Origin of the sequence: Lysinibacillus sp. FSL K6-0057, from assembly GCF_038630885.1 — a bacterium.
GTDB lineage: Bacteria > Bacillota > Bacilli > Bacillales_A > Planococcaceae > Lysinibacillus > Lysinibacillus fusiformis_F.
Genome location: NZ_CP152047.1, coordinates 2,603,384 through 2,630,139, shown reverse-complemented (window position 1 = coordinate 2,630,139; position 26,756 = coordinate 2,603,384). Strand labels below are relative to the sequence as shown.

The following is a 26,756-nucleotide window of genomic DNA, read 5'->3' as shown; positions in this document are numbered from 1 at the left end:
TCATCGGCGGCCACCTCCGTTCTCGTATTCAGCGATAATCGCTTTTGCTTCTCTATCGAAGCTGTTTGCTTTTGCTACATATAAATGACATAACCCCCATGTCATGATGAAAAGACCTGCTGCATAGATCCACACCCAAGTAATTTCCCCAAATGCCTTTTGGTGTAGAATTGTTGTGTACGATGTCAGAATTGGTAACAACATGTATGCCGATAAAAATATGGCAGTCATAGACCAAAGAAAAGAATTCTTTCTTCGTACAAGAGATTTAAACGATTCTTGGTTTGCAATTGTATCATAGTCAATCACGATACCTTTTTTTGCTTGATTGTTCCCCATTAACATTCCCCATTTTGTGTATATTTTTTCTACCTCAAGACTTGATTTTGCTAGTTTAGTGAATTCACATTTTCATTTTATGAAACAGTTCACAAAATTGCAATACATTTCAGAAAAATTATGTAAAAAAAATTTTTCAGAAAATACTCTTAGGAGAGAAAAAATGGCGTAAACTCAAGAATATAAAGGGTTTTAGAAAATTCAGATAAATAAATGAAGTGAAGAGAAATCTAGATTCTTGACAAAAAATGAAGGGTAAATTTACAAAAAAATCTCGTTTTTTCAATCAAAAATAAACACTATTTACCTAGTGAAAATTGGATTTTTTCTGTTTTTTGGAAGTGAAATAATATTGTTCGATAAATAAATTGGTAGATATTGAATAACAAAAAAGGCGAAAAACTCGACCAAAAATCGAATTTTTTGCCTATTTTTTTGCGCTTTTTGAATTAGGATTCATTATGCAGGTGGTGTATAAATATTAATGTGAAATATCAGAAACAGACACACCTGTATTTGCTTTCACACGAATTTCTTTATAAATACGTTCTGCCTCTTCCTGTGACACTCTGTTAGGTGAAAGGACAGTTCCTAAGTATCCAGCAATAAAGCCAAGTGGAATCGTAATAATCGCTGGAACAGCAAGTGGCACAAGTGGTTGTCCAACAAAAATTGCCGCACCTTCAACAGGGCTCCAGACATTTGGTCCCATTGCTCCTAAAATTAAACAGGACACTAATCCCGTTACCATTGCTGTTACAGCACCTGTGGAATTAAATTTCTTCCAATAGATTGTATAAAGGATCACAGGTAGGTTTGCTGATGCACCGATACAAAAGGCAAAGGATACTAAAAATGAAACATTTAAGCTTTGTGCAAACAGAGCAAGAATAATAGACACGATTGCAATCGAAATAGAGCCTGTACGGGCTGCCATCACCTGTTGCTTCTCTGTTAATTTACCGCCTTTAATGATTTCTCCATAAATATCATGAGAAATGGCAGACGCCCCTGTCAGAACTAAACCAGAAACAACGGCTAAAATAGTCGCAAATGCAACTGCGCCGATAAATGCCATCAATACATCTCCACCTAAATAATGCGCAAGAAGGGGAGCAGCTGTATTACCAGCCTTACTTTCAGCAAGAATTTGATCTAAACCTACAAAGTTTAATGCACCGAACCCTAAGAAAATGGTTAATGAGAAGAAAATAGCTGTAATCCAAGTTGTCCAAGAAATAGAGGCACGTGCTGTCTTTGCGTCCTTTACTGTAAAGAAACGCATTAAAATATGTGGTAAACCAGATGTTCCTAAAACTAAAGCCATCATCATCGAAACAGAGTCAATTGTGCTTGTGTACTTAATTCCAGGTACAAGGAATTTTTCACCATGATCTACTGCAATTGTGTCGAACATCTTCATAAGAGAGAAGTCAAATTTCATTAACACTAATACCGCTAATAGACCTGTCCCGAATAATAACAAGCTTGCTTTAATGATTTGCACCCAGGAAGTCGCTGTCATGCCACCAAATAGTACATAAGTTGTCATCATAACACCGACTATTAATACGGCAACCCAATACTCAATGCCAAATAATAGTTTAATCAATGCACCAGCACCAACGAGCTGTGCAATCATATAAAGGATAACGATGATAATCGTACCTGATGCCGCCACGCCACGAATTCGTTTTTCATTGAAACGAGCCGTTAACATATCTGCTAACGTGTAGCGACCTAAGTTACGCATTGGCTCAGCAATGACATAAAGAAGCACTAAATTTGCTACGACATAGCCTACAGAGAAGAAGAAACCGTCAAAACCAGTTAAGGCAATCGCACCAGACACACCAAGAAAGGCCGCTGCCGATAAATAGTCACCAGCAATCGCAAAGCCGTTTTGCCACCCCTTTAATCCACCACCAGCTGTGTAAAAATCAGCCGCAGAGGATGTACGCTTTGCTGCAATATAGGTAACAACAAGTGTTAAGCCAACAATAGCTAAAAAGAAACCTATGGATACGATGTTCATTTATTTTCCACCTTTCGCCTGATACTCTGCTAGCACAGCAGCTGCAGCTTTATCGAATGAAGCAGCTTTTTTTACATATACTGTACAGAGCACAATCGTCATGATAAATAATCCTGCTGAATAAACCCATACACCCGTAATATTTCCGAAGATTTTTTGTTGTAGTACAGGCTGGAACGCAAGAATCGGAAGCAAGATATAAAGAAATAAAAACACTGCTGTAATCGAGAACAGAAAGGTATTTTTCTTTTTTACAAAGCTATTAAACGATTCCATTGCTTCAATTGCATGATAATCAATTGATTGGGCCTGTTTTTTACTTGAAACATTCGCCATTATTATTCCCCCTAAAGTTATATATTTCTGTTTTAAACGACATATTTCTTTTTCGTTCGTCGTTATATTCACTTATTTTATGGGGGAGATTCCTATAATGCAATACTAAATTTTGAGTTTTTATAATTTTTAGTCACTTTCGTTTTGAGGAAATAACATAGAAATAATAAGGATTTATTAGAATAAATTTGTTTGAAAGAGCGTGCGGTTTTCTAATGAAATAATATTGTTAAAATAGTTTGTTGTTAATAAAAATGAATGTAGGAGAAAATACAAACATAAAAGAGAATTTTCTGTATTTTATTATTCTGCTATTAAATTCCAAGGAAGCTCAATCAGCAGAAATAATTTGTTATATAACAATTATCTGAGGTTTTGGGAAATAACGAAAATAATAAAAAAAAGCTACGAAAAAATTTTTGAAAAGGATGTGTCATTTGGAAGATTTAGTGTGGTGGAATTCCAGAATCAGTTAATGTTCACATGTTATACAAATAGCCATCTGGGTGTAAGTCCATTATCTTGTGTTTAGCTTCTATAATGAATAAAATAAGATGATGAAATGAAGGGAAGTGGGCAACACGAATGAAAAAGAAAAGGATATTGCTAGTTTTAGTTCTAGCAATTAGTAGCATTTTAGCTGCTTGTGGTAGTTACAAGTTTGAACCAACATTAAATCTAGAGGTTCAAGATTTCACGGTAACGAACCAAAAAAATGAACAAGTGAGCCTAGATGATCTTAAAGGTAAGCCTTGGTTAGCCATGTTTATTTTTACAAATTGTACGACAATCTGTCCACCGATGACATTTAATATGACAGAAGTTCAACAAGCACTGCAAGATGAAGGCCTTGAGGATTATCAAATTGTGGCATTTAGCGTGGATCCAGAGGTGGATAAGCCTGATGTTTTAACAAATTACTTAAATACGTATAATGTTGTAGATGAAAGCAAGTGGCAGCTATTAACGGGCTATCAACAAAAATTCATTGAACAATTTGCACGTAAATCATTTAATTCTTTAGTTAAAAACGATCCTAACTCAGACCAAGTCATACATATGTCGAGCTATTATTTAGTAAACGCAGACGGCACAGTTGTAAAAGACTATGATGGCGCGACAAACGTACCAGTTGAAACAATCGTTGGAGATATGAAGGCTCTTATTAAGGAGAGCAAATAACGCAGAGGTCCATGTGACTTCTGTGTTTTTTTATTGAAAATGGGGAAAATAGGATGTACGCCTTCTAAAAATGATTCGTCTCGATTTACTTTCCCAATATTGCAGGGAATACAGCAATATTATATTGTTGTATGCAGTAATGGTTCATTAACTTAAACTATTCAACTAATTAGTAAGCGGAGGTATTTAATTAAATGAATAAACAGGACCAGCTTAACTTGATTAAGGACGATTTTATAAATTCTCAAAAGGTACTATTAGCCATTGGTGATGAGACCAGACAAGCCATTTTAATGGTTTTAATGGGAACAGATTGTCAAACAGGGCTGCGTGTGGGAGAAATCACGGAACAAACGCATCTTTCTCGTCCTGCTGTGTCACATCATCTTAAGATTTTGCGAGATGCTGGTGTTATTTTAATGCGTAAAGAAGGTACAAAAAACTTTTACTATATAGATATTCGTACAAAACTAGGTTCGTTAAAAAATCTTGTTTTGGATATTGAGAAGCTGTTAACGGAATTTTATTGAAAATACGATATATTATCTGGAGGAATAAACAATGAAAGCAATGGTTATCGATCAATATGGCAAAGCCCCAATGCGCTTGGCAGAAATGCCGACACCTGAAATAAATGAATATGAGGTACTCGCTGAAATCCATGCAGCAAGTATTAATCCGATTGATTTTAAAATCCGTGATGGGAAAGTGAAGCTGTTAATCCAATATAAAATGCCTCTTATCCTAGGAAATGATTTTTCAGGAGTCGTAGTGAAAGTTGGCAAAAAAGTAACTCGTTTTAAAGTAGGGGATGAAATTTATGCGCGTCCACGGAAGAGTAAAATTGGTACTTTTGCGGAATATATCTCCATTCATGAAGATGACATAGCCCTAAAACCTAAAAATTTAAGCTTTGAGGAAGCCGCATCGATACCACTGGTTGGTTTAACTTCATACCAAGCCTTACATGACATCATGCAATTACAGAAAGGACAAAAGATTTTAATTCATGCTGGCTCTGGAGGTGTAGGAACCTTTGCTATTCAACTAGCAAAGGCGATGGGTGCCACAGTGGCAACAACGGCTAGCGAAGCTGGTGCAAGCTTAGTCACATCTCTAGGTGCAGATAAAGTGATTAATTATAAGAAAGAAAACTTTGAAGCTATACTGAAAAATTATGATGCTGTCTTTGATACGCTTGGTGGTCAGACACTCAAGAAATCTTTCGAAATCATTAAGGATGGTGGGAAAATTGTCTCCGTATCAGGCAGGCCGAATGCTCGTTTCGCCAAAGAATACGGTTCAGGGTTTTTCAAAACATTGTTATTTTCAGCAGCAAGTCATAAACTGACTGCACTTGAAAAGAAACATCATGCTCAATATTCCTTCTTATTCATGAAGCCAAGTGGTGAGCAATTACGAATTATCGCAGATTTGATTGAGACTGGTAAAATCAAACCAATCATTGATCGAACTTTTTCATTTGAAGATGCTCAAAAGGCGATGGACTATGCGGAATCTGGTAGGGCAAAGGGGAAGATTATCGTAAAAATTAAATAGGCTTTTTTATGTTGTATTTTCGTAAAGGTTTAATGTTAATCATTTTTTCAAACATGCCCTTTTCGGTTGGTTAATAGGACAGATGTAGCCGATATCATGATGAGCAATGGATCACCACTTGCGTTCTTTGAAGGCAAATATAGCAAAGTTAGTCAGCCAATAAGCTTATAACCACCTGTCTTAGATTTAAAATGATAGGAAGCCCTAATTCTATTTTTGCTATTCATTTTCCAGGCATGGACAATATACACATGGAATCAATTCAAAGTTGGATGGAAAAAATCGAAGCTTTTCCAATCTATTTTTGCCTACAAATTACAGATAGTTTTAAGCGTGATTTTGAATTAACTTGTAATCAAAATCATTTAACCTATAATCTTCCCATTCATAAATTTAATAAGTAGATTTAGTTTTTTGGTCTATTAGAAAAGACTGCTTTACAGTGGATAATCGTCTACGTCAAAGAGGAATATTTGACCTTATTCCTGTAAATATAACTTTCGATGTTGACACGATTGTATTTAGTCTAACCCAATCTGGTCTTGTGTTAGAGGTTTATTCTAATAGTCCTTTCCATATTGTTAACTCCTTACCAGATTTTCTAATACCGATACAATTGAATGAATCAGACAATTGTTTCTTTAATCAGTTTTTAATGAGTCTTAATTCGTTGTAAACGTGCAGGTAAGTTGACTAAATTGTAACCCCCTTAAGCAAGGAAACGACTACTTGCAAAAGGGGGTGATGTAAACCAATGAGAAAGATCAACATAGTATCTATTTTATTATTTTCGTTTTTCATAGCTGGTTGTCAAAACACGGGAAGCACAGCTATTAAAAAAACGGAACAACATAATATTCCAGATTATATCCCTACAACTGAAGATATTTTAGATAGGCATGGAGAAATAGAAAATAAAGAGAGATTGAAGGATTTTCTGAATCATGTTGAAAAGGGACAGAAGGATCGTATACGAGTAGTTAGGTATACAGTAGAAGGTGATCCAATTCTTCATGATCTTGACTATGATGGTGTAGTTATAAAATCAACAAAAGACAAACGAAGAGATAAATTTGGTGTAGGAAGTGTTGAGGATACTACTTGCACTTCAATTGAGATGGTCGAAGCTACTGAAAGAACGGATTATAATCTTGTAGGCTGCGAAAATCAGATAGACAATACGGTTTTAGTTATTTGGAAATAGTAAGGAAGATTTCAAATGGTAACCTACAGGATTCATATTGACATAATGACTTTGTAGAAAGAAGGAAGTATGATAGAAGATTTAAAAGACGCCAATAAGTAGTTATTGAGGTTAGTGGAAAGGAGAAAAATATGTGAAAGAGTATGCTTTTGAAAATTTGCCTTTCATTTCAAATAACCCCCCTAACAGAATCAAGGAATATCAAAGTGAAATACCGCTCGAAATAATTAGTGAATATCTAAATAACGATTATCAGCTCATTTTACAAACGCCGGTATTCCCAAGTAGAAGAAAGCTTCACCACTTAGAGGTCATTGAAAAGAATCAATTTTTTAACTTAATTAGAGTAGACAAACTTACGTTTAATATGCAATTAGGTAAATTTATTGAAGAAAATGAATACGTGAATGGCTTCAATTTTTTCTTAATGAAGGATGTAACATATCCTGTTTTTCAGCTCCCACTTTCAAGCCGAGACACCATTAAAATCACTAACTTAACTAATAACCATTTAGTTTTCGTTCAAATCGAATCTTATGACGTTAAAGAATATTTCTGGAACTAAATATGACCAAATGAGGCAATGGCACTGAGCGTTATTTCCCGCTCAGTTCTTTTTATAAAACTTTGAACTAAACCTGCTAATAATTAATCATAGCTATTATTCAATTTAAACTCTCCACTGAAAATGGATTGCTTAATTGCGATAGTTATGGACGTTTTTATTCAATCCAAAGGTTGATAAAATCACATCATACTACAAGTAGGAGTGATAACAATGGATAAGGTACGTTACAAAGTAAGAGAAGTGTTGGACAAGAACAAAATAGATACATTTTTGCAGCAAGCTCGCATTGGGCATCTGGGTTTGGTTGATGGTCATTTGCCGTATGTTGTCCCACTTAATTTTGTGTGGACAAATGGAGTGCTTTATTTCCATGGAGCCACTGGTGGGAGACGAAATCAAGTGATGGGAGAGAATCCACAGGTCTGCTTTACGGTATGTGATGAATATGGAACGATTACGAATCCAGTACCTGCAAAGACGGACACGGCTTATATGAGTGTCATGGTTTTTGGCAAGGCTCAACCTATTGTCGATCTGAATGAAGCGACACATATGTTGCAAGAAATGATAAATAAATATGTACCTGGTTACTATCATCGTCCCTTATCCCAGCAACACGTGGACAAATACCGATCAGCCGTTTTCGGAGGGCCTGTTCAAGTGTACCGTATTGATCCTCAGCATATTACCGCAAAAGAAAATCCAATTGCATTAGGGGAAATGTTCCATATTGAAAAAATCCCACATACATAGTACTGGTTTTCAGAACTTGGTAAATGAAATCACTGTAAGCACCACTAACCCTAGTCATATAGGGATAGTGGTTTTTTTGTGTACCTAATTTTTATGGACTGCTAAAATTCGCATTTTTGGATGTTTTTTATCAATCCGTATTACGTTATGCTAAGACCGTTCATTTATAACTGACAATTAGCAAGGAGGGGAATGCTACAGTTTAGTTCAGACTTTATCGGATAGCAGCAAGTAGAAGTACGTAACACTTTTTTCGTTCGGTAAAGCGCTTCTGGTAATCAAGCAAATTGAAGTTTTACTGGAATCTTCTCGTTACATAAAAAGAGCTAATGACAACAGCCACAAATGAAGAGAACAGACATTAATACGTGATGAATATTTCTAGAATGAAGATGCGATTTAAATAATTAGTAGAAAGGTAGGAAAGTGTATGAACCCAACATCCGTTTCACTGAATGTGCGTGATTTACTTTCGCCCACCATAGCAGCTTTTATATCAGTTTTAGTTAACTATGGGGGCACTTTTATCCTGGTGTTTCAGGCTGCCAAGGTTGCTGGTCTAAGTCCAGAAATGACCGCATCATGGATATGGTCGATTTCCATTGGTGTGGGGGTGACGGGTATCTAGCTCAGTTACCGATACCGTGAACCCATTATTACAGCTTGGTCAACACCAGGCGTGGCGTTTCTTGTTTCGGCTTTGGCGGTTACTCCCTATGCTGAAGCCATTGGTGCTTATATTATTTCTGCAATAGCATTTGTGTTGTTAGGTTTATCAGGCATGTTTGAACGTTTTGTCCAGCTCATTCCGCCAGGCATTGCCTCAGGTCTGCTGGCAGGTATTTTATTACAGTTTGGTATATCAGCCTTTGGTGGTGCGAAAGTGGAACCTTTACTTGTCATCGTCCTGTTTACTACGTATATCGTATTAAGACGGTTTACATCTCGCTATGCAATTGTCGGTATGCTAGTGATTGGCTTGATTTATTTGATAAGTATGGGGCGGGTAGATTTCAGTCATATCGAGTTGGCCTTCGCATCTCCTGTTTTTGTTGCGCCAACGTTTTCTCTACATGCATTATTGGGTGTCGCTTTGCCGCTTTTTATTATTACCTTAACGGGACAGTACATGCCAGGCATGTTAGTGTTGCGAAATGATGGATTTAAAACGAGTGCCAATCCGATTTTGATTGTAACAGGATTGGGATCACTCCTGACAGCACCCTTTGGATCGCATGCCTTTAACATAGCAGCAATTACAGCAGCCATCTGTACGGGGAAGGACGCTCATGAGGATTCAAGTAAACGTTATATTGCAGGGATTGTCTGTGGCATTTTTTATATAATTGTCGGTGTTTTTGGGGTAACATTGGCTGCTTTGTTTCTAATTCTTCCAGCTACGTTTATTGCAACCTTAGCTGGATTAGCCTTGCTGGGTACAATCGGTAGTAGCCTTGCCAATGCTTTAACATATCCTAATGGACGCGAAACGGCACTCATTACTTTTTTGGCAACAGCCGCAAATGTTACATTACTAGGAGTCGGTGGTGCATTTTGGGGGCTTGTAGCGGGTTTAGGCGCACATCTATTAATGAATGTGCCATTGCTCAGAAAACAGCAACACATACATGAGGGACAACAAATTAAACAAAGATAAATATAAACTAACAAACATTTAATGACGAAAGGCGGTTTTTAAAATAGATACGACGAAATCAATAGAAGCCTTCGAAATAGCAAAAAAGCTTATGCCTGGTGGCGTAAACAGCCCAGTGAGAGCATTCCAATCTGTTGGGATGGAGCCGATTTTTATAAGCCATGGGAAAGGCTCGAAAATATATGATATTGATGGCAATAGCTATATAGATTATGTTCTTTCCTGGGGACCATTAATTCACGGGCATGCAGATCAGGAGGTTTCAGGTGCACTTCTTGAAGCCATCAATAGTGGGACAAGTTTCGGATTGCCAACTTTACAAGAAAATAAGCTAGCCACATTAATATCTACTCGCATTCCTTCCATAGAAAAGATTCGAATGGTTAACTCGGGTACAGAAGCGACAATGAGCGCCATTAGACTAGCTAGAGGCTTTACTGGCAAAAACTTGATTGTGAAATTTGATGGAAACTATCATGGACACAGTGATCATCTATTAGTAAAGGCAGGCTCAGGAATTGCTACATTCGGCCTTCCTGATAGTCTGGGTGTACCTTTAGAAATAACTAAACATACAATCTCCATTCCCTATAACAATATCGAAGCACTGAAGAAAGTATTTGATAAATATGGCGCACAAATTGCAGCGGTTATAGTAGAGCCATTTGCAGGCAATATGGCGGGAATACCAGTTAACCCTGAATTTCTCCAAGCAATACGTTCTTTCACTACAAAATATGGTGGGCTGTTTATACTTGATGAGGTCATGACTGGTTTTCGGATAGATTATCATTCTGCTCAAGGGCTTTATAACATAAAACCAGACTTAACTTGTTTAGGCAAGATCATTGGTGGAGGAATGCCTGTTGGCGCATATGGTGGAAGAAAAGAAATCATGAATCACATTGCTCCTGAAGGGAATATTTATCAGGCTGGAACCTTATCGGGTAATCCAATAGCGATGGTAGCGGGGTATACCACAATCAATAAATTAAATCATGACAGTTACAACTATATAGAAGCGTTAGCAGATCGACTTATTCAAGGCTTATCAAAAGTAGCTCATAACTATAATATTCCCCTTAAAACAACGAAAGCTGGGACGATGATTGGATACGCATTCATCGATCATCCCTTACAAAATTTTGATGATGCTCAAAAAATAGGTGTCGAGATGTTTCGTCGTTTTTATAGAGAGATGCTTAAACAGGGTATACTTTTACCTCCTTCTCAATATGAAAGCATATTTATCTCGACTGCTCATTCCATACATGATATTGATAGAACGATTTATGCTGCCGATGTAGCCTTTAAAAGGATAGTATCATGTATTTAAATGATGCAAAGTGTACTAAAAACATCCTATTTCCATTTAATTATCGAATTGATAGTATAATAAGTTTGACTGTACGAAACTATTAATTTTAACAATATCTATTCTAACTGGAAGTGAATTGAATGTTACAAGTTAACCGAGACGATAAAAATCCCATATGGCAGCAGTTGCTTGACCAAGCAATTCATCATATTACAACAGGAAAATGGCCACCAGGCGAGTTACTTCCTCCATCCCGAGAGCTCGCCTTATTAGTAGGTGTTTCACGCTCAACCATTCAAATTGTTTATGAGGAATTATTTAGTCGAGGATATACCGTGACAAATTGGCGTGGCGGAACAAGGGTAAGTGAATGGGGATATAAAACCGACTCGCAAGAAAAGGTGATTCCTCAAGGACCATCTACGCCATCATTACCTTTATTAAACGTAGCAGTTGATGAATTAAACAGCTGGTTTAGAGGGAAAGCAAATCAAAACGTAGAAATCGATTTTTGCCCCCATGAGCCGTATTTGGACGAGCAATTTCGAAAAATTTGGCGACAATCTTTTTTACAGGCTTCAGCAGAAACCGATTTGACCAATTGGGGTTACGGCAACGCTTATGGTTTTACACCGCTACGTGAACAGATTCAACGTTATCTGACATTTGAAAGAGGTGTTCATGTAGATATTGACCAAATCATCTTAACCTCTGGTGCACAGCATAGCATCGATCTCATTGCCCAAGCTCTTTTAAAGGAAGGAGAAACAGTTTCTGTTGAAGATCCTGGCTTTCCTGCGGCCTGGATGACCATGAAATATCGGGGTATGAATGTTGTTGCTGTACCCGTGGATGAGTATGGCGTACAAGTAGAGCATATTGATCCACAAACCAAGCTCATTTTTGTTACGCCTTCTCACCAATGTGCGGTTGGTGTCATTATGTCTGAGCCACGCAGACAACAATTGCTGCAAAAGTCTGCAAAGGATCAATTTTGGATTGTAGAAGATGATTATGATGGTGAATTTAGGTATCGTGGTGGTCCGCTTCCTACCTTGTTTAGCCAACAACCTCAAAACACATTGTATATGATGAGTTTTTCCAAAATGGTTGCTCCTGGCATACGAATTTCTGCCGTGATTGGTCCAAAAGATGCCATTCGCCAACTTGCGCAAGTCCAACAATTAACCTATCGACATCTTCCCATTATGGAGCAATTAACGCTTGCTCATTTTATTGAGCACGGTCATTTTATGCGTCATATGAGGAGAGCAAGAAATGTCTATCGACGTAGACATGAAGCGATGACGAAGGCGATTATGGCAACAGGACTAGCCGAACGTTTCAAGCTAAGTGGCATTGAAACGGGTTTGCATATGCTTCTTGAAGCGGAAGAGTCGTTTGATGAAGAAGCGATGACGAACCTCGCACTCGAAAATGGGATACGTGTTTACCCACTTAGCAAGTATTGCTTAGAAAATAATCGAAAAGGATGGGTACTTGGTTTTGCTAAAATAGATGAGCTAGCAATTGAGGAAGGCATTGTTCGTCTAGCAAAAATCCTCTTGCAAGAAACATAATCTAATTTTAGAAATGGGGTGTGTGATACTATGCCGGAATCATTTCTTGTATAGAAAAAGCAAGGAGTATGCTGCTTATGCACCTGAAATATATAATGGCATTGATGTAGAGGGTGACCTTTTTGATGAACTGCTTTCTAAGGACTCGAAACATTCGCACATGGCACAAATCGACCGTTTAAAAGTCTCGCCTATTGGGGAATAACCTTGATATCACTGAGCTCTCATAAACAATTTTTAAATATGGTCAGTGAAGCCAATGCAGAATACCAATCAGCAGAACTTGAAGAATTAATCAAGAAAATAGCTGAGGCAATAAAACAAAATAAATGAATGATTCATTATGGTGTTTAATTTTGTCAATACATACAGGTAAGGGGAAAAGGCGATTGTTCAAGTAGAGCAATCGCTTCTTATTATTAACGGGAGATGTGTTGAAATGACAGTTTCCTAAAAAAATTCAAAAATTTTTGAACGAAATGAAACAATACGTAGTCTAATGAGGGAAGGAGGCGAAAAAAGATGAAATTTGAATTAGAGCAGCGTGCTATACGTGGAGATCAAGAAGCGATACTTTCACTTATTGAAATGGATGAGGATATTTTATATCGCATGGCCTTTACATATATGAAAAATGAGCAAGACACGATGGACGTGATGCAGGAGCTTGTTTACAAGGCACTCAAAAAAATGCATACCGTTCAACAGCACGAATATGCCAGAACATGGCTTGTGCGCGTCTTAATCAATTGCTGTAAAGACCATTTACGAAAACGTCCACCGACTGTTCAAATTGAGGAACACCACCTATCTGAATGGGTCATCTATTCAGATATGGAGAGATTATTGGAACATTTATCTTTGTCAGAGCAGCAACTCGTCTATATGAAATATTTCCAACAACTTAAAAATAAAGAAATTGCTGAGCTAAATCAAATTCCTGAGGGAACTGTAAAGTCGAAGCTTCATCACATTTTAAAGAAGCTTAGAAGCTTTGCTAGAGAAAAGGAGGACTGGCTATGAGTAAACCATTGATTGACGTTCCAAAGGAGAAATTGCAACAAGTTCGCATGGACATGTTTCGGAAAGTTCAACGAGAAAAAAGAAGAAAGAAGCGCATTGTTTCGGCTACATTCATCACCATGCTTTGCCTAAGCCTTCTCTTTTCGATTCGCGTCTCGCCAACGATTGCTAGCCAAGTTGCTAAAATACCTGGCTTTCAAGCAATTGTAACAGCGATTGCAATAGATAAAGGAATAAAAGATATTGTAGATCATGAATACTATGAAGAAATCAATGTGACGCAATCTAGAAAAGGTCTAGCCCTTACATTGCAGGGCGTGGTTGCCGATAATTCGGGATTTGTATTGTTCTATGACGCTGATGCCTCATTTGATATTTCTAAATTAAACTTAGAGAAAGTTCAATTGTTTCAAGGAGATGAGGAGATTGAATGCGGCTGTACGTTTACGATGAATGCAAGCAATCAAACATACATCTCTTCATCAGTGAAATATAATTTTTTAAAGCCTATCGTCTATACTTCCAAGGATTTTAAAGCAGTTTTTCACTTTCATGATGAAGAGAAAGGTAACATTAAAATATCTTTACCGTTTTCACTGAAAAACGAGATCGCAAAGGAGAAAATTTTTACTGCGAATCGTACGATCGATGTCAATGGGCAGAGATTTACGATTACACAAATTCGCCGTTCGCCATTAAAAGTGGCACTCGATATTGAGGTAGCCAAAGATAATACAATGCAACTATTAGCGCTGGATGATGTTGCCGTTATGACAGAAAGCGGTGAGCGTAGAGATAGTATTAGAAATGATATTTCAACAGGTGGAGATATTCGAGATGGCAAATTTACGCTCTATTTGCAAAGTAACTATTTCGATGATCCAGCGTCATTGACGGTTATGATTGGCGCAGTTCAAGCTGTGCCAAAGGGTGAGGATTTTATCGAAGTTGATTTTGGCACAAAAGAAATACTCACGAAGCCTACTTATTTTAAGGGGGACATTTCAATAGTGCAGCAAAATGTAGCAGTTAAGATGAATAAAAATAATGAAGGCAAATTATTAATGCTCTCTGATGCCATAAAAGAAGATGGTACGCCGTTAGAATTCAAAGGTGTGACGATTTCTCGAGATGAGCAGTATGTAGTGGAGACATCACAATTTGAAGAATATAATGGAAAAGCTAAACTATATTTGAACTATTACACGAATCCGATTGGGGAAAATATTGAAGTAAACATTCCATTGCAATAAAATGCAGCTGTTCAAAAAGACGAATCTTTTTGAACAGCTGTTTTGCTATTAGACTAAAGAGGAGCTTCCTTCAAGTATGGAGTAGAATCTTTTTCTACTTAATAGTAGTGCTATTTAGTTGAAGAAGGGGATTTTATTATATGTAGAGAAATAAGATAGTAAAAATCCTTACTAGATGGAGTGTACTCAATGCAACCAATACTTATCGATGAAATTCCAAGTGAAATTAAAGAATATCTTAACAAAATTTATTCTATAAGGTTTCCACGGCAAGGTTATAGCTCTGATGTTGGATTAATTGAAAATAACCAAGGATTTTATGCATTGAAAAGGACAAAGGGAGAATTATTTTGTTCTTGGTTGAATAGAGAAATAGCTGTATTAAACTGTTTGACTAATCAAACCAAACTACCTGTTCCAAAAGTGAAGAAATTTGTTAAACAAGAAAACCATAGGAATTCCTGGGCTCTCCTTGAGTTTTTAGAGGGGGAAACACTAAGGACGGCTTTATTTGGCGAGAAAAATAAAGCGAAGCGGCAAGAAATGATATTTAACTTTGGTGCACTCCTATTTCAAATCCATACAACCCCATGTCCCAAAGAGCTAATTTGTGAACGAAAATGGATTGATCAAATGCTAAATCAAGCTGAATATAATTTGAAAAATTATAAAGTGGATGGAAATGAGAAATTATTAGAATACATTAAAACAAATAAACCTAACTTCTATAAACAAACTTTAATTCATGGCGACTTTACAATTGATAATGTTTTAGTTTCCAATGGAGTCATTACAGGAGTAATTGATTGGGGAAGCGGAGCTTATGGTGACCCAAGGTATGACATATCATTGGCTATACGCCCAAAGCCCAATGCTTTTGAACATGAAATAGATAAAGCCATTTTTTTTGAAGGGTATGGGGAAAAGATTATTGATGATAACGTATATGATTATTTTGTAAATGGGTTATATGAATTCTTTTAATGTTTTGTTATTGAACTACCGAGGTGCTTTACTTCAAGTATGGAGTAGAGCCTTTTTTATTTAAGCTATCGGTGCTAATTAATTCAATTATATGTTAGTATGTAATGGTGTGAATTCCCTATTTTATCCAAAATAAGATGATAATTGTATGAATGGCATAACTAAAAAGAAGCTTGTGGAAGGAGGTTTGCAAAGGTGTTTAAAAACACTTGGAAAGGTGTATTTATTATATATTTATTCATATTGTTTATTTTTGTAGTGATTAAGTTCGATGGAAATATAATGAGCGTCATCAATACTATACAAATGAATAAATCACGAGGAACAAGTGTAAACCTAGTTCCTTTTAGAACAATTGGCGCTTATCTAAGCGATATACAATATGGCGTTTATTTAATAAACATCCTAGGCAATATTATTCCTTTTATACCAATGGGATTTCTCCTACCTATGGCCTTTCCAATCCAAAGAAATTTAACGAGAACCATGTTTACTTGTTTCTTGTTAATAGCTAGCATAGAGAGTTTCCAATTACTAAGCTATTTAGGAAGTTTTGATATTGATGATTTTATTTTGAATTTCTTTAGTTGTTTTATAGGGTTTATGCTATTTATAACATACCAAAAAGTAGTTGCTAGTAAATAGACTTTGCTAGTTGCTCATTTAGAGCTATCGCTTCTTATGCTAACGAAGCAGGCTAGTTGGACAAGGAATTATTGTAACTGAATAGGACAAACTAAGATTTCACTAGGCTCATAAATTGTATTGGCTTGATTTTGGTGTAAAAAGGAGACATATTGATGAAGAAAATAATGCTACTTACATTATGGCTACTCTTTGCAATTAGCTTTAGTCCAATATTGGTCCATGCTAGCGAGAACCAGAAAGAAGACATAATGAAAATTGTTAGCAGATTTATGCCATTGAATGCGTCCCTTATAAGTCCTAAAAATTCTTACCCCACATTGCCAATTCAACTCTATGACTTTGATCAAGATGGACAGAAAGAAATAATATTTACATTTAAAATGAAAGCAAAAAATCAACCATCTCCTTTCCAGTTTGGATCAATCGTGCTAAAAAAGGACAATGCTGATTGGCGAAAAGTGTTGGAAACAAAAATTCAAGGGATAGATTTGGATTTTTCAGGTTTGGCAGATATTACAGGTGATGGGAAAAAGGAATACTTATTCGGTGTTACAATTGGTGCAGCGGCAGGAAGCGAACTTGAAATTTATCAATGGATTGATAATGCATTCAAAAAATTTGCTGATGCTCCTTATCATAAAATGGATTTTGTGAATGAAAAACAAAAAGTTGGTCTAGCAATTTGGCAAATGTATATGGGCGATAGTTATTTGGTGAATGTACTAAAATGGAATGATGACAAGTTGCTCTATAACGAAGAATTATATTCTAAATACTATCCAGTAATCGAAAAATTTTATAAAGATAAAATTTCAGAAATGGATGCCTGGTTTTACTGGTATTGCCTTGCAGATGCCCAAATTAAAGCAAATAAATTTGAAGAAGCTTCTAAATCTATTCAAAAAGGGATCTCGTTAGCTAAAAAATCATCTCTACAAGAAGCGGTGCAAGATTTTCATGATTTAGCTGAAAGGCTAGAGAACAAGAGTAATTAAACGAAAGCTTCTTCAACAAACAGGAGCAATCATTAAAAAGGGCAGAGTCATTTGACAGTAGCAACGTTTCTATCTCCTGCTAAGTTGTTATTAAGGATATTTTTTAAGGAGAATAAAATGGATGGGGGAATTTGTTTAATAAAAACACTCATTACGCTTATTGTATATAATGAGTCAAAGGGGAAGGGATAGCCAGTAAGAAATCGTTTTGAAAAGAGGGCGTTAAATGGAAAGTTTTTTCTTTATACTAATAGGCTTTTTGATCGTTAGTGCAAATGTGATTGGGTTTCTATTTTTCAAAAAAAAGAAAAATCTATATCATGCTGCTTTCATCATTTTACTACTAGCAGGTGTATTTGGTGGACTAGGAAGTGTATTAGCACTAATTATTATTCGTGATCCCTTTGCGTTATTCTATGGATTGAACATTGCCTACTATTTACTCATTAATAGTTTTATTGTACTTCTTCTTGCGATTTTAGTTACGATCATTAAAAAATATACTAGTAGTAGCATCGTGTGACTAACGATCGTGGTGCGTGAGCATTGAGTTGTTTATGAACGAATTACTATTAATATCATTTTGTTAGGTGGGACGCTATGCATAACTTGTCAGGAAAGGTTATTCTTATCACAGGTGCAAGCTCTGGGATTGGATTTGCCACAGCTGAGCTAGTAGCAAAACAAGGGGCTAAAGTAATTATCAATTATCATACAAATGTGGAAGGTGCCAATGAAGCTGTCAAACGAATTCAAGAAAAAGGTGGAGACGCCATTGCTATTCAAGCTAATATTGTGAATAAAGAAGACGTGAACGCAATGGTTGAGCAAGCTATTTCTTCATTCGGCACGATTGATGTCTTAGTGAATAACGCTGGAGGCGGCATTCGTCAAAGTACTTTTATGGAAATGAGTGAAGAGCTATGGGAAGAAACGTTCAAACTAAATGTCAACAGTGTGCTCTTATGCTCTCAAGCTGTATTAAGACATATGATTCCGAAGAAATGCGGAAAAATTATTAATGTCTCTTCTGCAGCTGCACGTATTGGTGGGGCAGGGGAAAGTATTCATTATGCATCTGCTAAGGGAGCTATCAATACAATGACGATTGGCATGTCCAGAGAATTAATTGAATATGGAATTATCGTTAATGGGGTAGCACCTGGAATGGTAGAAACACCCTTTCACGATAAATTTGCTCCTGGCGACAATCGACTTGAACGGATGGCTTCCTCTGTACCAATTAAAAGAGCTGCAGCGGCTAAAGAGATAGCGGAAGTAATTGCCTTCCTTTCTTCCGATGCCTCAAATTACATCCTTGGAGAAATTATAAATGTGAGTGGCGGTAGATAAATAAAAAATATGCAAAGTATTATTGCTAAAATTGTTCGTCTATTCTATTAACAGTAGCTATTTCTAACGTAAATTGCGAATTCAAAACAAGCTCTGCCTTTTATGTCCTTAAATTTCGGATATAAAGGGTAGGACTTGTTTTCTGCATGTATGTAAATTTATTTTATTAAATCCGTGACAACTTGAACAATTAAAAACAAAAAAATGATGGGTAAAATCATTTGAATCCATTTTGTTTGGATGTACGGAATAATTTTTAAGCCTAAGAAAGAGCCAGCAATAGAGCCAAGTGAAACTGGAATAGCAATTCCCCAATTAACAAGACCAGTAAAGTAATAAAAAAGAAAAGCACCTGTACAGCTTGACAAAGAGGTCATTCTTGTTAATTCGACTGCTTTTAAATAAGAGTATTGTTTTTTCAAGAAATAGGTTATATTCATAAGAGCTGAGCCTGGTCCAAAGCCTCCGTCATAAATTGAAATTGCAAATGGAATGAGCTTATTCAAAGGTTGTTCCTCTGTTTCTTTTACATCTTTGACAATCCATTTATTACTGCAAAGTACAATCATAAATGCGAAAATTAAGCTTATACACGCGACTACATTCATGATTTGTTCCGATAAGAGGATTGCTAATAATGCACCAAGTACACCTCCTAAACTAGAAACGATCATGAAAGAAAAATATTTTTTTACAGATAAACGTCCTTTTATGACAAACGAAACAACATTTGATAGGGCTGATAAACCTGTCGCAAATTTATTAACGGCGACCGTTGTATGAATTGGAATGCCAACGAGTAATAATGAAGGCATCAAAATAAAGCCTGCTGCACCAAACAAAACGCCAATTATGGCTGCGAGTAAACCAATTGTAAATAAAATCATTCCTTTTACTGATAACCATTCCTGTAGTAAAATTTCCATTCAATCACCTCTATACTTAAATTACTGATAAACTATACATAAAACAAATATATAATTATTGCTTATTCATAAATTAAATTTATGGATAGAAAGGTGTGAATGGAATGAATTTACATGCATTGAGGATCTTTACGAATGTAGCCAAGCTTGGTGGCATTACTGCAGCAGCGAATAGTATGCTACTTAGTCAACCTGCTGTCACCATTCAAATTCGAAAATTAGAGAATGAAATAGGGGCTAAATTGATTGAAGGCAAAGGACGTGGAATTCAATTAACGCCAGAGGGGAAGTTTTTATACGAGCAAGGCATGCGTTTATTTTATTTAGAAGCACAAATTGATGAGAAGCTCGGTAAATTTTTAGCAAAGGAAGATAAAATACATATTGCGTCCTCTTACATCCCTATTAATTATATACTTCCGCCTATCATAGCTAAGTACAAGCTTGCTCATCCTCAAATTGAATTTTTTGTATCGTTAGGCAATGTTCAATCTGTGGAAGAACAAGTTCTGAATTATGAAGTAGATTTTGGTTTCGTCGTTCAAAGTAAAATTGGCCATACAGATTTACAGTTTGAAAAGGTATTAGACATCCCGTTTTGGTTTATAGTCCATCCTTTACATCCTCTCGCAAATCAAACGGTCTCCATTTATGAATTATCAAACGAAGACTTTATTTATCGGGAACGTGGTAGCTCGACACTCGATTTATTGGAGTCCATTTTTTACACGTTTAATGCGCCTTTACCTAAACTAGGACTTCAAATGCAGGGCTTACATGAATCTATCAAAGTAGTGGAAGCGGGGTATGGCATGACTTTAGCTCCGTCCTATAGTGTGGCCGAAAGTATAACAAACGGGAAACTTGCTCAAGTGTATGTTGAGCAGGCAGCTATTCAGCAAAGTTTATTTATTTGCTCACGAAAATCCGATCTAATCGAGCAACCATTTATGCAATTCTTAAAAACGCATTTAAATGCATTAAACTAACCACTACAATCTTCTTTTGGCATAAATAAGACTTCTCTAAATTTAAGTGAAGAATTTAGAGAAGTTTTATTTTATGATGATTATTAATGCAGAAAATTCAGAAAAATTTTTTATAAAAGTATTTTCCCCTCTATTGAAACAACTGCTGCTCCTGCTACTTCAATAACGGCGTTCTCTCCATCAGGTGTAATCGTCACATAAAGAATCCCTGGTCTATTGATCGTATGTCCTTGACCAATTACTAATTGATGTTTTTCTTGTGGAGCTAGTAGATTCTCTAGATATAAATAACCGCCTAATGCACCGTTTGCTGCCCCTGTAACTGGATCTTCATCAATTCCTATATTTGGACAAAAATCTCTTGTATAAATATCAAATTCCCCATTTGTGTCAAAGGTAAAGAGGTGAGTGGTTGATATGTTAAATTGATTGTTCATCTTTTTAAGCTCGTTTAATTTAGGTTCTGCTTGGTCAATTGCTTGACGGGTTTTAACTGGAACCATAAGATGTGGGACTCCTGTATTCGCTATTTTTATTGGATAGCTATCATCAATGTCTGTTTCATGAATTCCTACAAGATCCGCAACGATTTCAGGGCGAATGTCTATACTTTTTACATGGGGGCGTACTTGGGTCATAGACACGCTCGCTAAGTGGTTGTTTTCTGTAATCCATTTTACAGGAATTAGTCCAATGTTCGATTCAAAGGTTATTTTTTCGTCCTTATCAATCCAATTGTACTGATTAGCCATTAACCATGCTGTACCTAACGTAGCATGACCGCAAAAATCAACTTCTTTTGTAGGTGTAAAATATCTTATTTTATAATCTGCATTTTCATTTGTTGATGGTAAAAGAAAGGCTGTTTCCGACAGGTTTAATTCATTGGCTATTTTTAGCATTTCCTCATCTGTTAGGTTTTCTGCATGCGGTATAACGCCAGCTGGATTTCCTCCAAACGTTTCTGTTGTGAAAGCATCTACATAAAAAAACGCTACCTTTTTATTCATTGCTATCTCCTCCTTCATTCTAAGATTATTGTATTATGATAGAATTAATAAGTAAAATTCATGTTTTTAATCATCAACATGAGGAAGTCGAATGGAAAGTTAAATCTTATACGGAGGTTATATGGTGAACCTTTTGCAAATAGAAATATTCGTCAAAGTAGTCGATATGGGGAATTTCACAAAAGCAGGAGAAATATTGGCTATGACACAATCGGGCATAAGCCATAACATCGCTTCATTAGAGTCAGAACTCGGTATTACACTTTTGAATAGAGGGAGAAATGGCATCTCCTTAACAGATAGTGGAGAGCGAATCATCAAAAATATGAGAAATATTTTATCCGAAGCAGAAAGCATTAAACAAGAAGCCGCTTCTATTTTAGGTATACAAAACGGGAAAATTAACATTGGCAGCTTTTCTAGTTTCGCCTCAAAAGTGTTGCCAACGATCATATCAAGGTTTAGAGGAGAGTTTGAAGGAATTGAAATAAACTTTTATGAGGGGAGCTATGAACAAATTACACGTTGGGTAGAAGAGGGGAAAGTGGATATCGGTTTTACATCTTTAAGTCACCCCCTGGCTCATTTGGAGGCTATACCCCTATTAAGAGATCGATTAGTCCTTATAGTACCTAATCATCATCATCTTGCAAAAAATGGACAAGTGAAGGCGGAAGATCTTCAAGGGGAGGCTTTTATTATGCCCCAACTAGGATGTGAAGTGAGTGTCAAGCAATTTTTAAAAGAACAAGAAGTTTCTCCAAACATCCAGTTTAATGTGGAAGAAAATCAAACGATCATTGCAATGGTACGTGAAGGATTAGGCATTACAATCATGCCAGAACTAGCTTTACCCTATAATTTACAAGGTTCCATTGTAAAACCTCTCTTACCCGAACCTTTCCGTGAAATAAGCATCATTACTCGGTCGAAGAAACAATCTCTTCCCGCTGTCAAAGCGTTTATAAAAACAACGATGGATTGTATTAAAGATTTACAGCTATAATATGAATTTTGTGTCCATTGCGATTGTTCGTCATTATTGTCGAAGAACGTAGCTGCATAAGAGCATGTTTATTTGATTTTTTTCAAAACATGCTCTCAAATCAAGGTTATAAAGTTGTCATTATTTAGTAAAGAACACGCCATAAATAGAAGGTAGCGTAGGATTCCCAGTTTTTCCATGGTATCGAGAGCGCTAAAATTTCCTCTTTCATAGGCTTTTGGTTCATATTACGTAATGTTTTTATTGAATTAATCAGACCCACATCATCGATTGGAAAAGCCGTCTGAAACCTTAGGCAGCGCATTAGCACATAGTTGGCTGTCCAAGGTCCGATTCCTCGTATTTTGATTAAGCTTTTTTCTGCCTCTTTAAAATCCATTTTCTTTAATTGTTCCTTCGATAAATCTCCGTTTGCCATTAGTCTTGCAATGCCAATAATATATTCACTTTTTTTAACTGTCATTTTAATAGCTGCTAGGTCAGTAGGTTCTAACTGTGCAATTCGTTCGTACGGAGGGAATACCCAATACTTTTTACCATTCCATTCGATAGAACCGCCAAAGCTTTCTACAAATTGTCTCTTTAAAGAGTAGGCAAAGGCAAGGTTGATTTGTTGCCCTAAAACGCCCCAGCATAACGCTTCAAATAAATCGGGAATGCCGATAACTCGTAATCCATAGAATTTTTGGGCAGGTATTTTAAGTAATGGATCCGCATTTGCCATTTCATAAAATGGCGTTAAATCGTTATCAAGATCAAACCATTCAAGTATATATGTTGCAATTTTTTCCCGCTCCCCCTTTTCAATAGGCCTAGAACCATTTAGGAATTGAACAACCATTTGTTGATTATCGATTACGCTTATCTGTACTAAAGACTGCATTTCTCCAATGGCTATCACTTTTGTGATGATATTGTTCTCTATTTCATACAGGCATTCATTTTTTTCTCTTGTTAAATAGCCTAGATTTGCATGCATATCAAAATTTGCTGGTAAGGTAATGATCATCACATCGTCAACGTCATGCCATATCACTTTTTCATTCTCCTTTTCAACATACACGGTTTGTTAGTTTACTTTATCATAAAAGTAGCTTTACTCATTTTGTTATCTTGCTATTCCATTCTAAACGCCTTATTTTTTTCTATTGATGAGGTTATAGTGTTAGTTATTAAGAAGGCTAAGAAGGGAATAAAAATGGTCCAAGATATTCAAACACGTGTTGGCAGCTTGGAGTGGGATTCCATTCAACATGAACTAGACAAGCAAGGATTTGCAAAGCTTCCAGTAATTTTAACAAAAGAGGAATGTGAATTTTTAATAGGGTTGTATGGTAAGGAAGAGCCATACAGAACGACCATTAATATGACGAGGTATCGCTTTGGGGAGGGGGAATACAAATATTTTTCCTATCCATTGCCTGAAATCATCCAAAGTTTAAGAGAGTCCTTTTATCAAGAATTGGCCAAAACAGCTAATCGATGGTTAGGTTATTTAAAGAAAACAGCACATTTTCCAGCTCAGCTTCAAGATTTTTTGAACACTTGTGAACAATATGAACAAACTAGACCGACACCGTTACTCTTAAAGTATGAAACAGGTGGCTTTAATTGTTTGCATCAAGATTTATATGGCGATGTGTTTTTCCCGTTTCAAGTAGTATTTGTATTAAATCAACGCGAACAAGACTTTTTTGGTGGAGAATCACTCCTAGTGGAACAAATTCCTCGTGCTCAGAGTAGGGGACATGTCATTACATTAGATCAAGGCAGTGCGCTCATCTTTCCTACTAACCATAGACCTGTTCAAGGTAAAAAAGGATATTACAAAAATACGGTTCGTCATGGAGTAAGTACGGTTACTGCTGGAAAACGATATGGTCTTGGTATCATTTTTCACGATTCTAAATAAAAAATTTCAATATCTTGCTATTCCATATTCAGAATTGTACATTGTGAATTTTTAGGGAGTATATTGTAAGGAGAGGTGAGATAAATGCGGGATTGTATTAATGATGAAAATAAAATTTCGAATGATGCAGACATGATGACAGATGAAAAGTGGCAAGCAATTATTAATAATGATACTGCGTACAATAATCAATTTTTCTATGCTGTCAAGTCAACAGGGATATTTTGTAAACCATCCTGTAAATCTCGGGTGCCGAAAAAAGAAAATGTATGTATTTTTGCAAACGCTGAACAAGCACTCCGCGCAAATTTTCGCCCTTGTAAACGTTGCAAGCCAACGAATGAAAATCTGCCTGATAGTGAGTGGGTTGATGTCATCACAGCATACATCGATAAAAATTTCGCAGAAAAATTAACGCTAGAATCGTTAGCAACGATTTGTCATGGAAGTCCCTATCATATGCATCGAACCTTTAAAAAGATTAAAGGCATGACGCCCGCTGCGTATATACAACAAGTTCGCGTACACGCGGCGAAACAGTATTTGATTCAGACAAATAAGGCGATTGGAGAGATTGCCATCTGTGTGGGTATGGCGAACGTGCCCTATTTTATTACTTTATTTAAAAAGAAAACGGGACAGACACCAGCACAATTTCGTCAAATGAGAAAAATGGAGGAAACGAATGATGGAAACAAAGAATAAACCAATACTGTATTGGTCTTTACTAAAGTTTGAGGATTGGCATTTTTATATAGCTTCTACCTCCAAGGGGCTTGTGTTTGTAGGTTCACAGAACAAATCATTCGAGGAATTATTTGAATGGGCGAAGAAACGCTTTCCAGGAAGTCCGCTTGTTGAAGATGAGGAAAAGCTTGAACCCTATGTTATTGAGATCATTCAGTATCTAGAAGGGAAGAGGAAAACCTTTACTGTCCCATTGGCGTATGTAGGTACGCCATTTCAGCTAGCCGTCTGGCAAGCACTTTGTGAAATCCCTTATGGGGAGACGAAATCCTATTCTGACATTGCCCATGCTATAAATAAACCAGCAGCTGTTCGTGCTGTCGGAGCGGCTATTGGGGCTAATCCGGTATTACTTACTATACCGTGCCATCGTGTAACAGGAAAGAATGGCTCTTTAACTGGCTATCGAGGCGGATTAGAAATGAAGAAATTGCTCTTGAACCTTGAAAAGCGAGCTTCATCTAGTAATGAGTAATACTTGTCGCACTTGGAATGGAGGTTCCGTATGAAAAGTGAAATCTTTTATAAAAATCCAAAAACCATTCTGAATAAAGGGACTGGCTTTCTTTCTGGCTATACGCATTCACTCAATCCTTATACAGGCTGTTCATTCGGATGCTCCTATTGTTATGTACGTCAAATGCCTGTATCTCTTTTTCGAGAAGGGGAATGGGGAAGTTGGGTAGATGTTAAAAATGGTGCGGCGAATGTATTAAAAAGGGAGCTCCATCGTGCCAAAGCTAAAGGGCCTGTAACCATTTTTATGTCCTCAAGTACAGACCCGTATCAACCAATAGAGCATAAGGAAAAAGTGACGCGATCTCTACTGGAAGTTATGGTTGAGGATCCCCCTGACTTCCTATTTGTACAGACAAGAAGTCCGCTTGTCAGTCGAGATATGGATTTACTGCGACAATTCAAAGATAAAGTGCGGGTAAGTATGACAGTAGAAACGGATAGGGAGGATATTCGCAAGTATTTTACGCCCTATGCGCCTCCTATTCCAGCAAGGCTTAAAACACTCCAACAGCTGGCTGAATTCGATATTCCTACACAGGTTGCCATCGCACCCGTATTACCAAGCAGCGAGCGTTTTGCAGAAATACTGCGTCCCTTGGTTAACCGAGTATGTATTGACGATTATTTTATGGGGGACGGAAGCGGTGGGAAACGAACACATAGGATGGGTGTACAAGCCTTATATAGGAATCTGGAAATGGAAGATTGGTACCATCCGTCCATCTATCAAATGGTTTATAAACGAATGCGGCAATATTTTTCGGAAGATGAACTTTTCATTAGCCAGAAGGGTTTCGCACCCTAGCGTTATTGCTTAGATAAGAAGGCGACACCATAGTATAGAATGGCAGCCTTCTAT

General features: G+C 36.7%; 28 protein-coding genes and 1 pseudogene. 23 read left to right on the top strand and 6 right to left on the bottom strand.

From position 1 onward, the window contains the following. From MHB40_RS12890 to MHB40_RS12880, 3 genes are all read right to left on the bottom strand, one after another. Window positions 1–339, bottom strand: coding sequence for a DUF485 domain-containing protein (locus tag MHB40_RS12890; RefSeq protein WP_342440593.1), 339 nt, complete (start codon window positions 337–339; stop codon window positions 1–3). 481 nt (window positions 340–820) lie between these two features. Then, complete coding sequence (locus MHB40_RS12885) at window positions 821–2,374, bottom strand: cation acetate symporter (RefSeq protein WP_342440592.1); 1,554 nt, start codon at window positions 2,372–2,374, stop codon at window positions 821–823. Then, entirely contained in the window at window positions 2,375–2,710 is a 336-nt protein-coding gene (locus MHB40_RS12880) for a DUF485 domain-containing protein (protein ID WP_205443682.1), read from the bottom strand. Window positions 2,711–3,295: 585 nt separating this feature from the next. On the opposite strand from MHB40_RS12880, the gene MHB40_RS12875 reads away from it, so the two are divergent. From MHB40_RS12875 to MHB40_RS12795, 17 genes and pseudogenes are all read left to right on the top strand, one after another. Further along, window positions 3,296–3,892: an SCO family protein gene (locus tag MHB40_RS12875; protein WP_205443681.1), complete on the top strand. Its 597-nt coding sequence runs from the start codon at window positions 3,296–3,298 to the stop codon at window positions 3,890–3,892. A 194-nt stretch (window positions 3,893–4,086) separates the two neighbouring features. After that, window positions 4,087–4,422 carry a metalloregulator ArsR/SmtB family transcription factor gene (locus MHB40_RS12870; RefSeq protein ID WP_342532449.1) on the top strand — a complete coding sequence of 112 codons (336 nt, stop codon included), beginning with the start codon at window positions 4,087–4,089 and terminating at the stop codon, window positions 4,420–4,422. Between the two features lie 31 nt (window positions 4,423–4,453). After that, entirely contained in the window at window positions 4,454–5,452 is a 999-nt protein-coding gene (locus MHB40_RS12865) for an NADP-dependent oxidoreductase (protein ID WP_342440589.1), read from the top strand. Window positions 5,453–6,206: 754 nt separating this feature from the next. Further along, window positions 6,207–6,656: a DUF4362 domain-containing protein gene (locus MHB40_RS12860; protein WP_205443675.1), complete on the top strand. Its 450-nt coding sequence runs from the start codon at window positions 6,207–6,209 to the stop codon at window positions 6,654–6,656. Window positions 6,657–6,789: 133 nt separating this feature from the next. Further along, entirely contained in the window at window positions 6,790–7,221 is a 432-nt protein-coding gene (locus MHB40_RS12855) for a hypothetical protein (RefSeq protein WP_342532448.1), read from the top strand. 213 nt (window positions 7,222–7,434) lie between these two features. Then, the gene (locus MHB40_RS12850; RefSeq protein WP_342532446.1) at window positions 7,435–7,977 is read left to right on the top strand and encodes a pyridoxamine 5'-phosphate oxidase family protein; all 543 of its coding nucleotides are present in this window, start codon (window positions 7,435–7,437) and stop codon (window positions 7,975–7,977) included. Window positions 7,978–8,407: 430 nt separating this feature from the next. Continuing rightward, window positions 8,408–9,634 (top strand): annotated as a pseudogene (locus MHB40_RS12845) (benzoate/H(+) symporter BenE family transporter). A gap of 43 nt (window positions 9,635–9,677) precedes the next feature. Beyond that, window positions 9,678–10,970, top strand: coding sequence for a glutamate-1-semialdehyde 2,1-aminomutase (gene hemL, locus MHB40_RS12840; protein WP_342534779.1), 1,293 nt, complete (start codon window positions 9,678–9,680; stop codon window positions 10,968–10,970). A 122-nt stretch (window positions 10,971–11,092) separates the two neighbouring features. Beyond that, window positions 11,093–12,532, top strand: coding sequence for a PLP-dependent aminotransferase family protein (locus MHB40_RS12835; protein ID WP_342532445.1), 1,440 nt, complete (start codon window positions 11,093–11,095; stop codon window positions 12,530–12,532). A 46-nt stretch (window positions 12,533–12,578) separates the two neighbouring features. After that, on the top strand, window positions 12,579–12,737 hold the full coding sequence (locus tag MHB40_RS12830; protein WP_342532444.1) for a hypothetical protein: 159 nt from the start codon (window positions 12,579–12,581) through the stop codon (window positions 12,735–12,737). 317 nt (window positions 12,738–13,054) lie between these two features. Then, window positions 13,055–13,555 (top strand): sigma-70 family RNA polymerase sigma factor, encoded by a 501-nt coding sequence (locus tag MHB40_RS12825; protein WP_342532442.1) that lies wholly within the window; start codon window positions 13,055–13,057, stop codon window positions 13,553–13,555. Beyond that, window positions 13,552–14,808 carry a DUF4179 domain-containing protein gene (locus tag MHB40_RS12820; protein WP_342532441.1) on the top strand — a complete coding sequence of 419 codons (1,257 nt, stop codon included), beginning with the start codon at window positions 13,552–13,554 and terminating at the stop codon, window positions 14,806–14,808. The genes MHB40_RS12825 and MHB40_RS12820 overlap by 4 nt, the downstream gene beginning before the upstream one ends. A 189-nt stretch (window positions 14,809–14,997) precedes the next feature. After that, a complete protein-coding gene (locus MHB40_RS12815) occupies window positions 14,998–15,792 on the top strand; it encodes an aminoglycoside phosphotransferase family protein (protein ID WP_342440579.1) in 795 nt (264 codons plus the stop codon). 195 nt (window positions 15,793–15,987) lie between these two features. Beyond that, window positions 15,988–16,437: a VanZ family protein gene (locus MHB40_RS12810; RefSeq protein WP_342440578.1), complete on the top strand. Its 450-nt coding sequence runs from the start codon at window positions 15,988–15,990 to the stop codon at window positions 16,435–16,437. A gap of 155 nt (window positions 16,438–16,592) precedes the next feature. Then, window positions 16,593–17,435 (top strand): hypothetical protein, encoded by an 843-nt coding sequence (locus MHB40_RS12805; RefSeq protein WP_342440577.1) that lies wholly within the window; start codon window positions 16,593–16,595, stop codon window positions 17,433–17,435. A gap of 226 nt (window positions 17,436–17,661) precedes the next feature. After that, a complete protein-coding gene (locus MHB40_RS12800) occupies window positions 17,662–17,958 on the top strand; it encodes a 3-isopropylmalate dehydrogenase (protein ID WP_342440576.1) in 297 nt (98 codons plus the stop codon). Between the two features lie 77 nt (window positions 17,959–18,035). Next, entirely contained in the window at window positions 18,036–18,788 is a 753-nt protein-coding gene (locus MHB40_RS12795) for a glucose 1-dehydrogenase (RefSeq protein ID WP_342440575.1), read from the top strand. Between the two features lie 158 nt (window positions 18,789–18,946). Here MHB40_RS12795 and MHB40_RS12790 read toward each other — a convergent pair whose 3' ends face one another. Next, window positions 18,947–19,714 (bottom strand): sulfite exporter TauE/SafE family protein, encoded by a 768-nt coding sequence (locus tag MHB40_RS12790; protein ID WP_342440574.1) that lies wholly within the window; start codon window positions 19,712–19,714, stop codon window positions 18,947–18,949. A gap of 104 nt (window positions 19,715–19,818) precedes the next feature. Here MHB40_RS12790 and MHB40_RS12785 point away from each other — a divergent pair, with 104 nt between their 5' ends. After that, window positions 19,819–20,703: a LysR family transcriptional regulator gene (locus tag MHB40_RS12785; RefSeq protein WP_342440573.1), complete on the top strand. Its 885-nt coding sequence runs from the start codon at window positions 19,819–19,821 to the stop codon at window positions 20,701–20,703. Between the two features lie 110 nt (window positions 20,704–20,813). On the opposite strand, the gene MHB40_RS12780 is transcribed toward MHB40_RS12785, so the two are convergent. Continuing rightward, window positions 20,814–21,713, bottom strand: a complete 900-nt coding sequence (locus tag MHB40_RS12780) for a PhzF family phenazine biosynthesis protein (protein WP_342440572.1) — start codon at window positions 21,711–21,713, stop codon at window positions 20,814–20,816. Window positions 21,714–21,834: 121 nt separating this feature from the next. On the opposite strand from MHB40_RS12780, the gene MHB40_RS12775 reads away from it, so the two are divergent. Continuing rightward, window positions 21,835–22,719, top strand: a complete 885-nt coding sequence (locus MHB40_RS12775) for a LysR family transcriptional regulator (RefSeq protein ID WP_342440571.1) — start codon at window positions 21,835–21,837, stop codon at window positions 22,717–22,719. Between the two features lie 124 nt (window positions 22,720–22,843). Here MHB40_RS12775 and MHB40_RS12770 read toward each other — a convergent pair whose 3' ends face one another. Further along, a complete protein-coding gene (locus MHB40_RS12770; RefSeq protein ID WP_342440570.1) occupies window positions 22,844–23,755 on the bottom strand; it encodes a DNA-3-methyladenine glycosylase in 912 nt (303 codons plus the stop codon). A gap of 162 nt (window positions 23,756–23,917) precedes the next feature. Between MHB40_RS12770 and MHB40_RS12765 the strand changes: the two genes are divergently transcribed. The 4 genes from MHB40_RS12765 to MHB40_RS12750 all read left to right on the top strand — a co-directional run bounded on the left by MHB40_RS12765 (window position 23,918) and on the right by MHB40_RS12750 (window position 26,702). Continuing rightward, window positions 23,918–24,631 (top strand): 2OG-Fe(II) oxygenase, encoded by a 714-nt coding sequence (locus MHB40_RS12765; protein ID WP_342440569.1) that lies wholly within the window; start codon window positions 23,918–23,920, stop codon window positions 24,629–24,631. 84 nt (window positions 24,632–24,715) lie between these two features. Then, window positions 24,716–25,336: a bifunctional transcriptional activator/DNA repair enzyme AdaA gene (locus MHB40_RS12760; protein ID WP_342440568.1), complete on the top strand. Its 621-nt coding sequence runs from the start codon at window positions 24,716–24,718 to the stop codon at window positions 25,334–25,336. Further along, window positions 25,320–25,853, top strand: a complete 534-nt coding sequence (gene adaB / locus MHB40_RS12755) for a methylated-DNA--[protein]-cysteine S-methyltransferase (protein ID WP_342443736.1) — start codon at window positions 25,320–25,322, stop codon at window positions 25,851–25,853. Before MHB40_RS12760 ends, adaB begins: the two co-directional genes overlap by 17 nt. Window positions 25,854–25,883: 30 nt before the next feature. Continuing rightward, window positions 25,884–26,702 carry a radical SAM protein gene (locus MHB40_RS12750; protein ID WP_342532440.1) on the top strand — a complete coding sequence of 273 codons (819 nt, stop codon included), beginning with the start codon at window positions 25,884–25,886 and terminating at the stop codon, window positions 26,700–26,702. Window positions 26,703–26,756 lie beyond the last annotated feature (54 nt).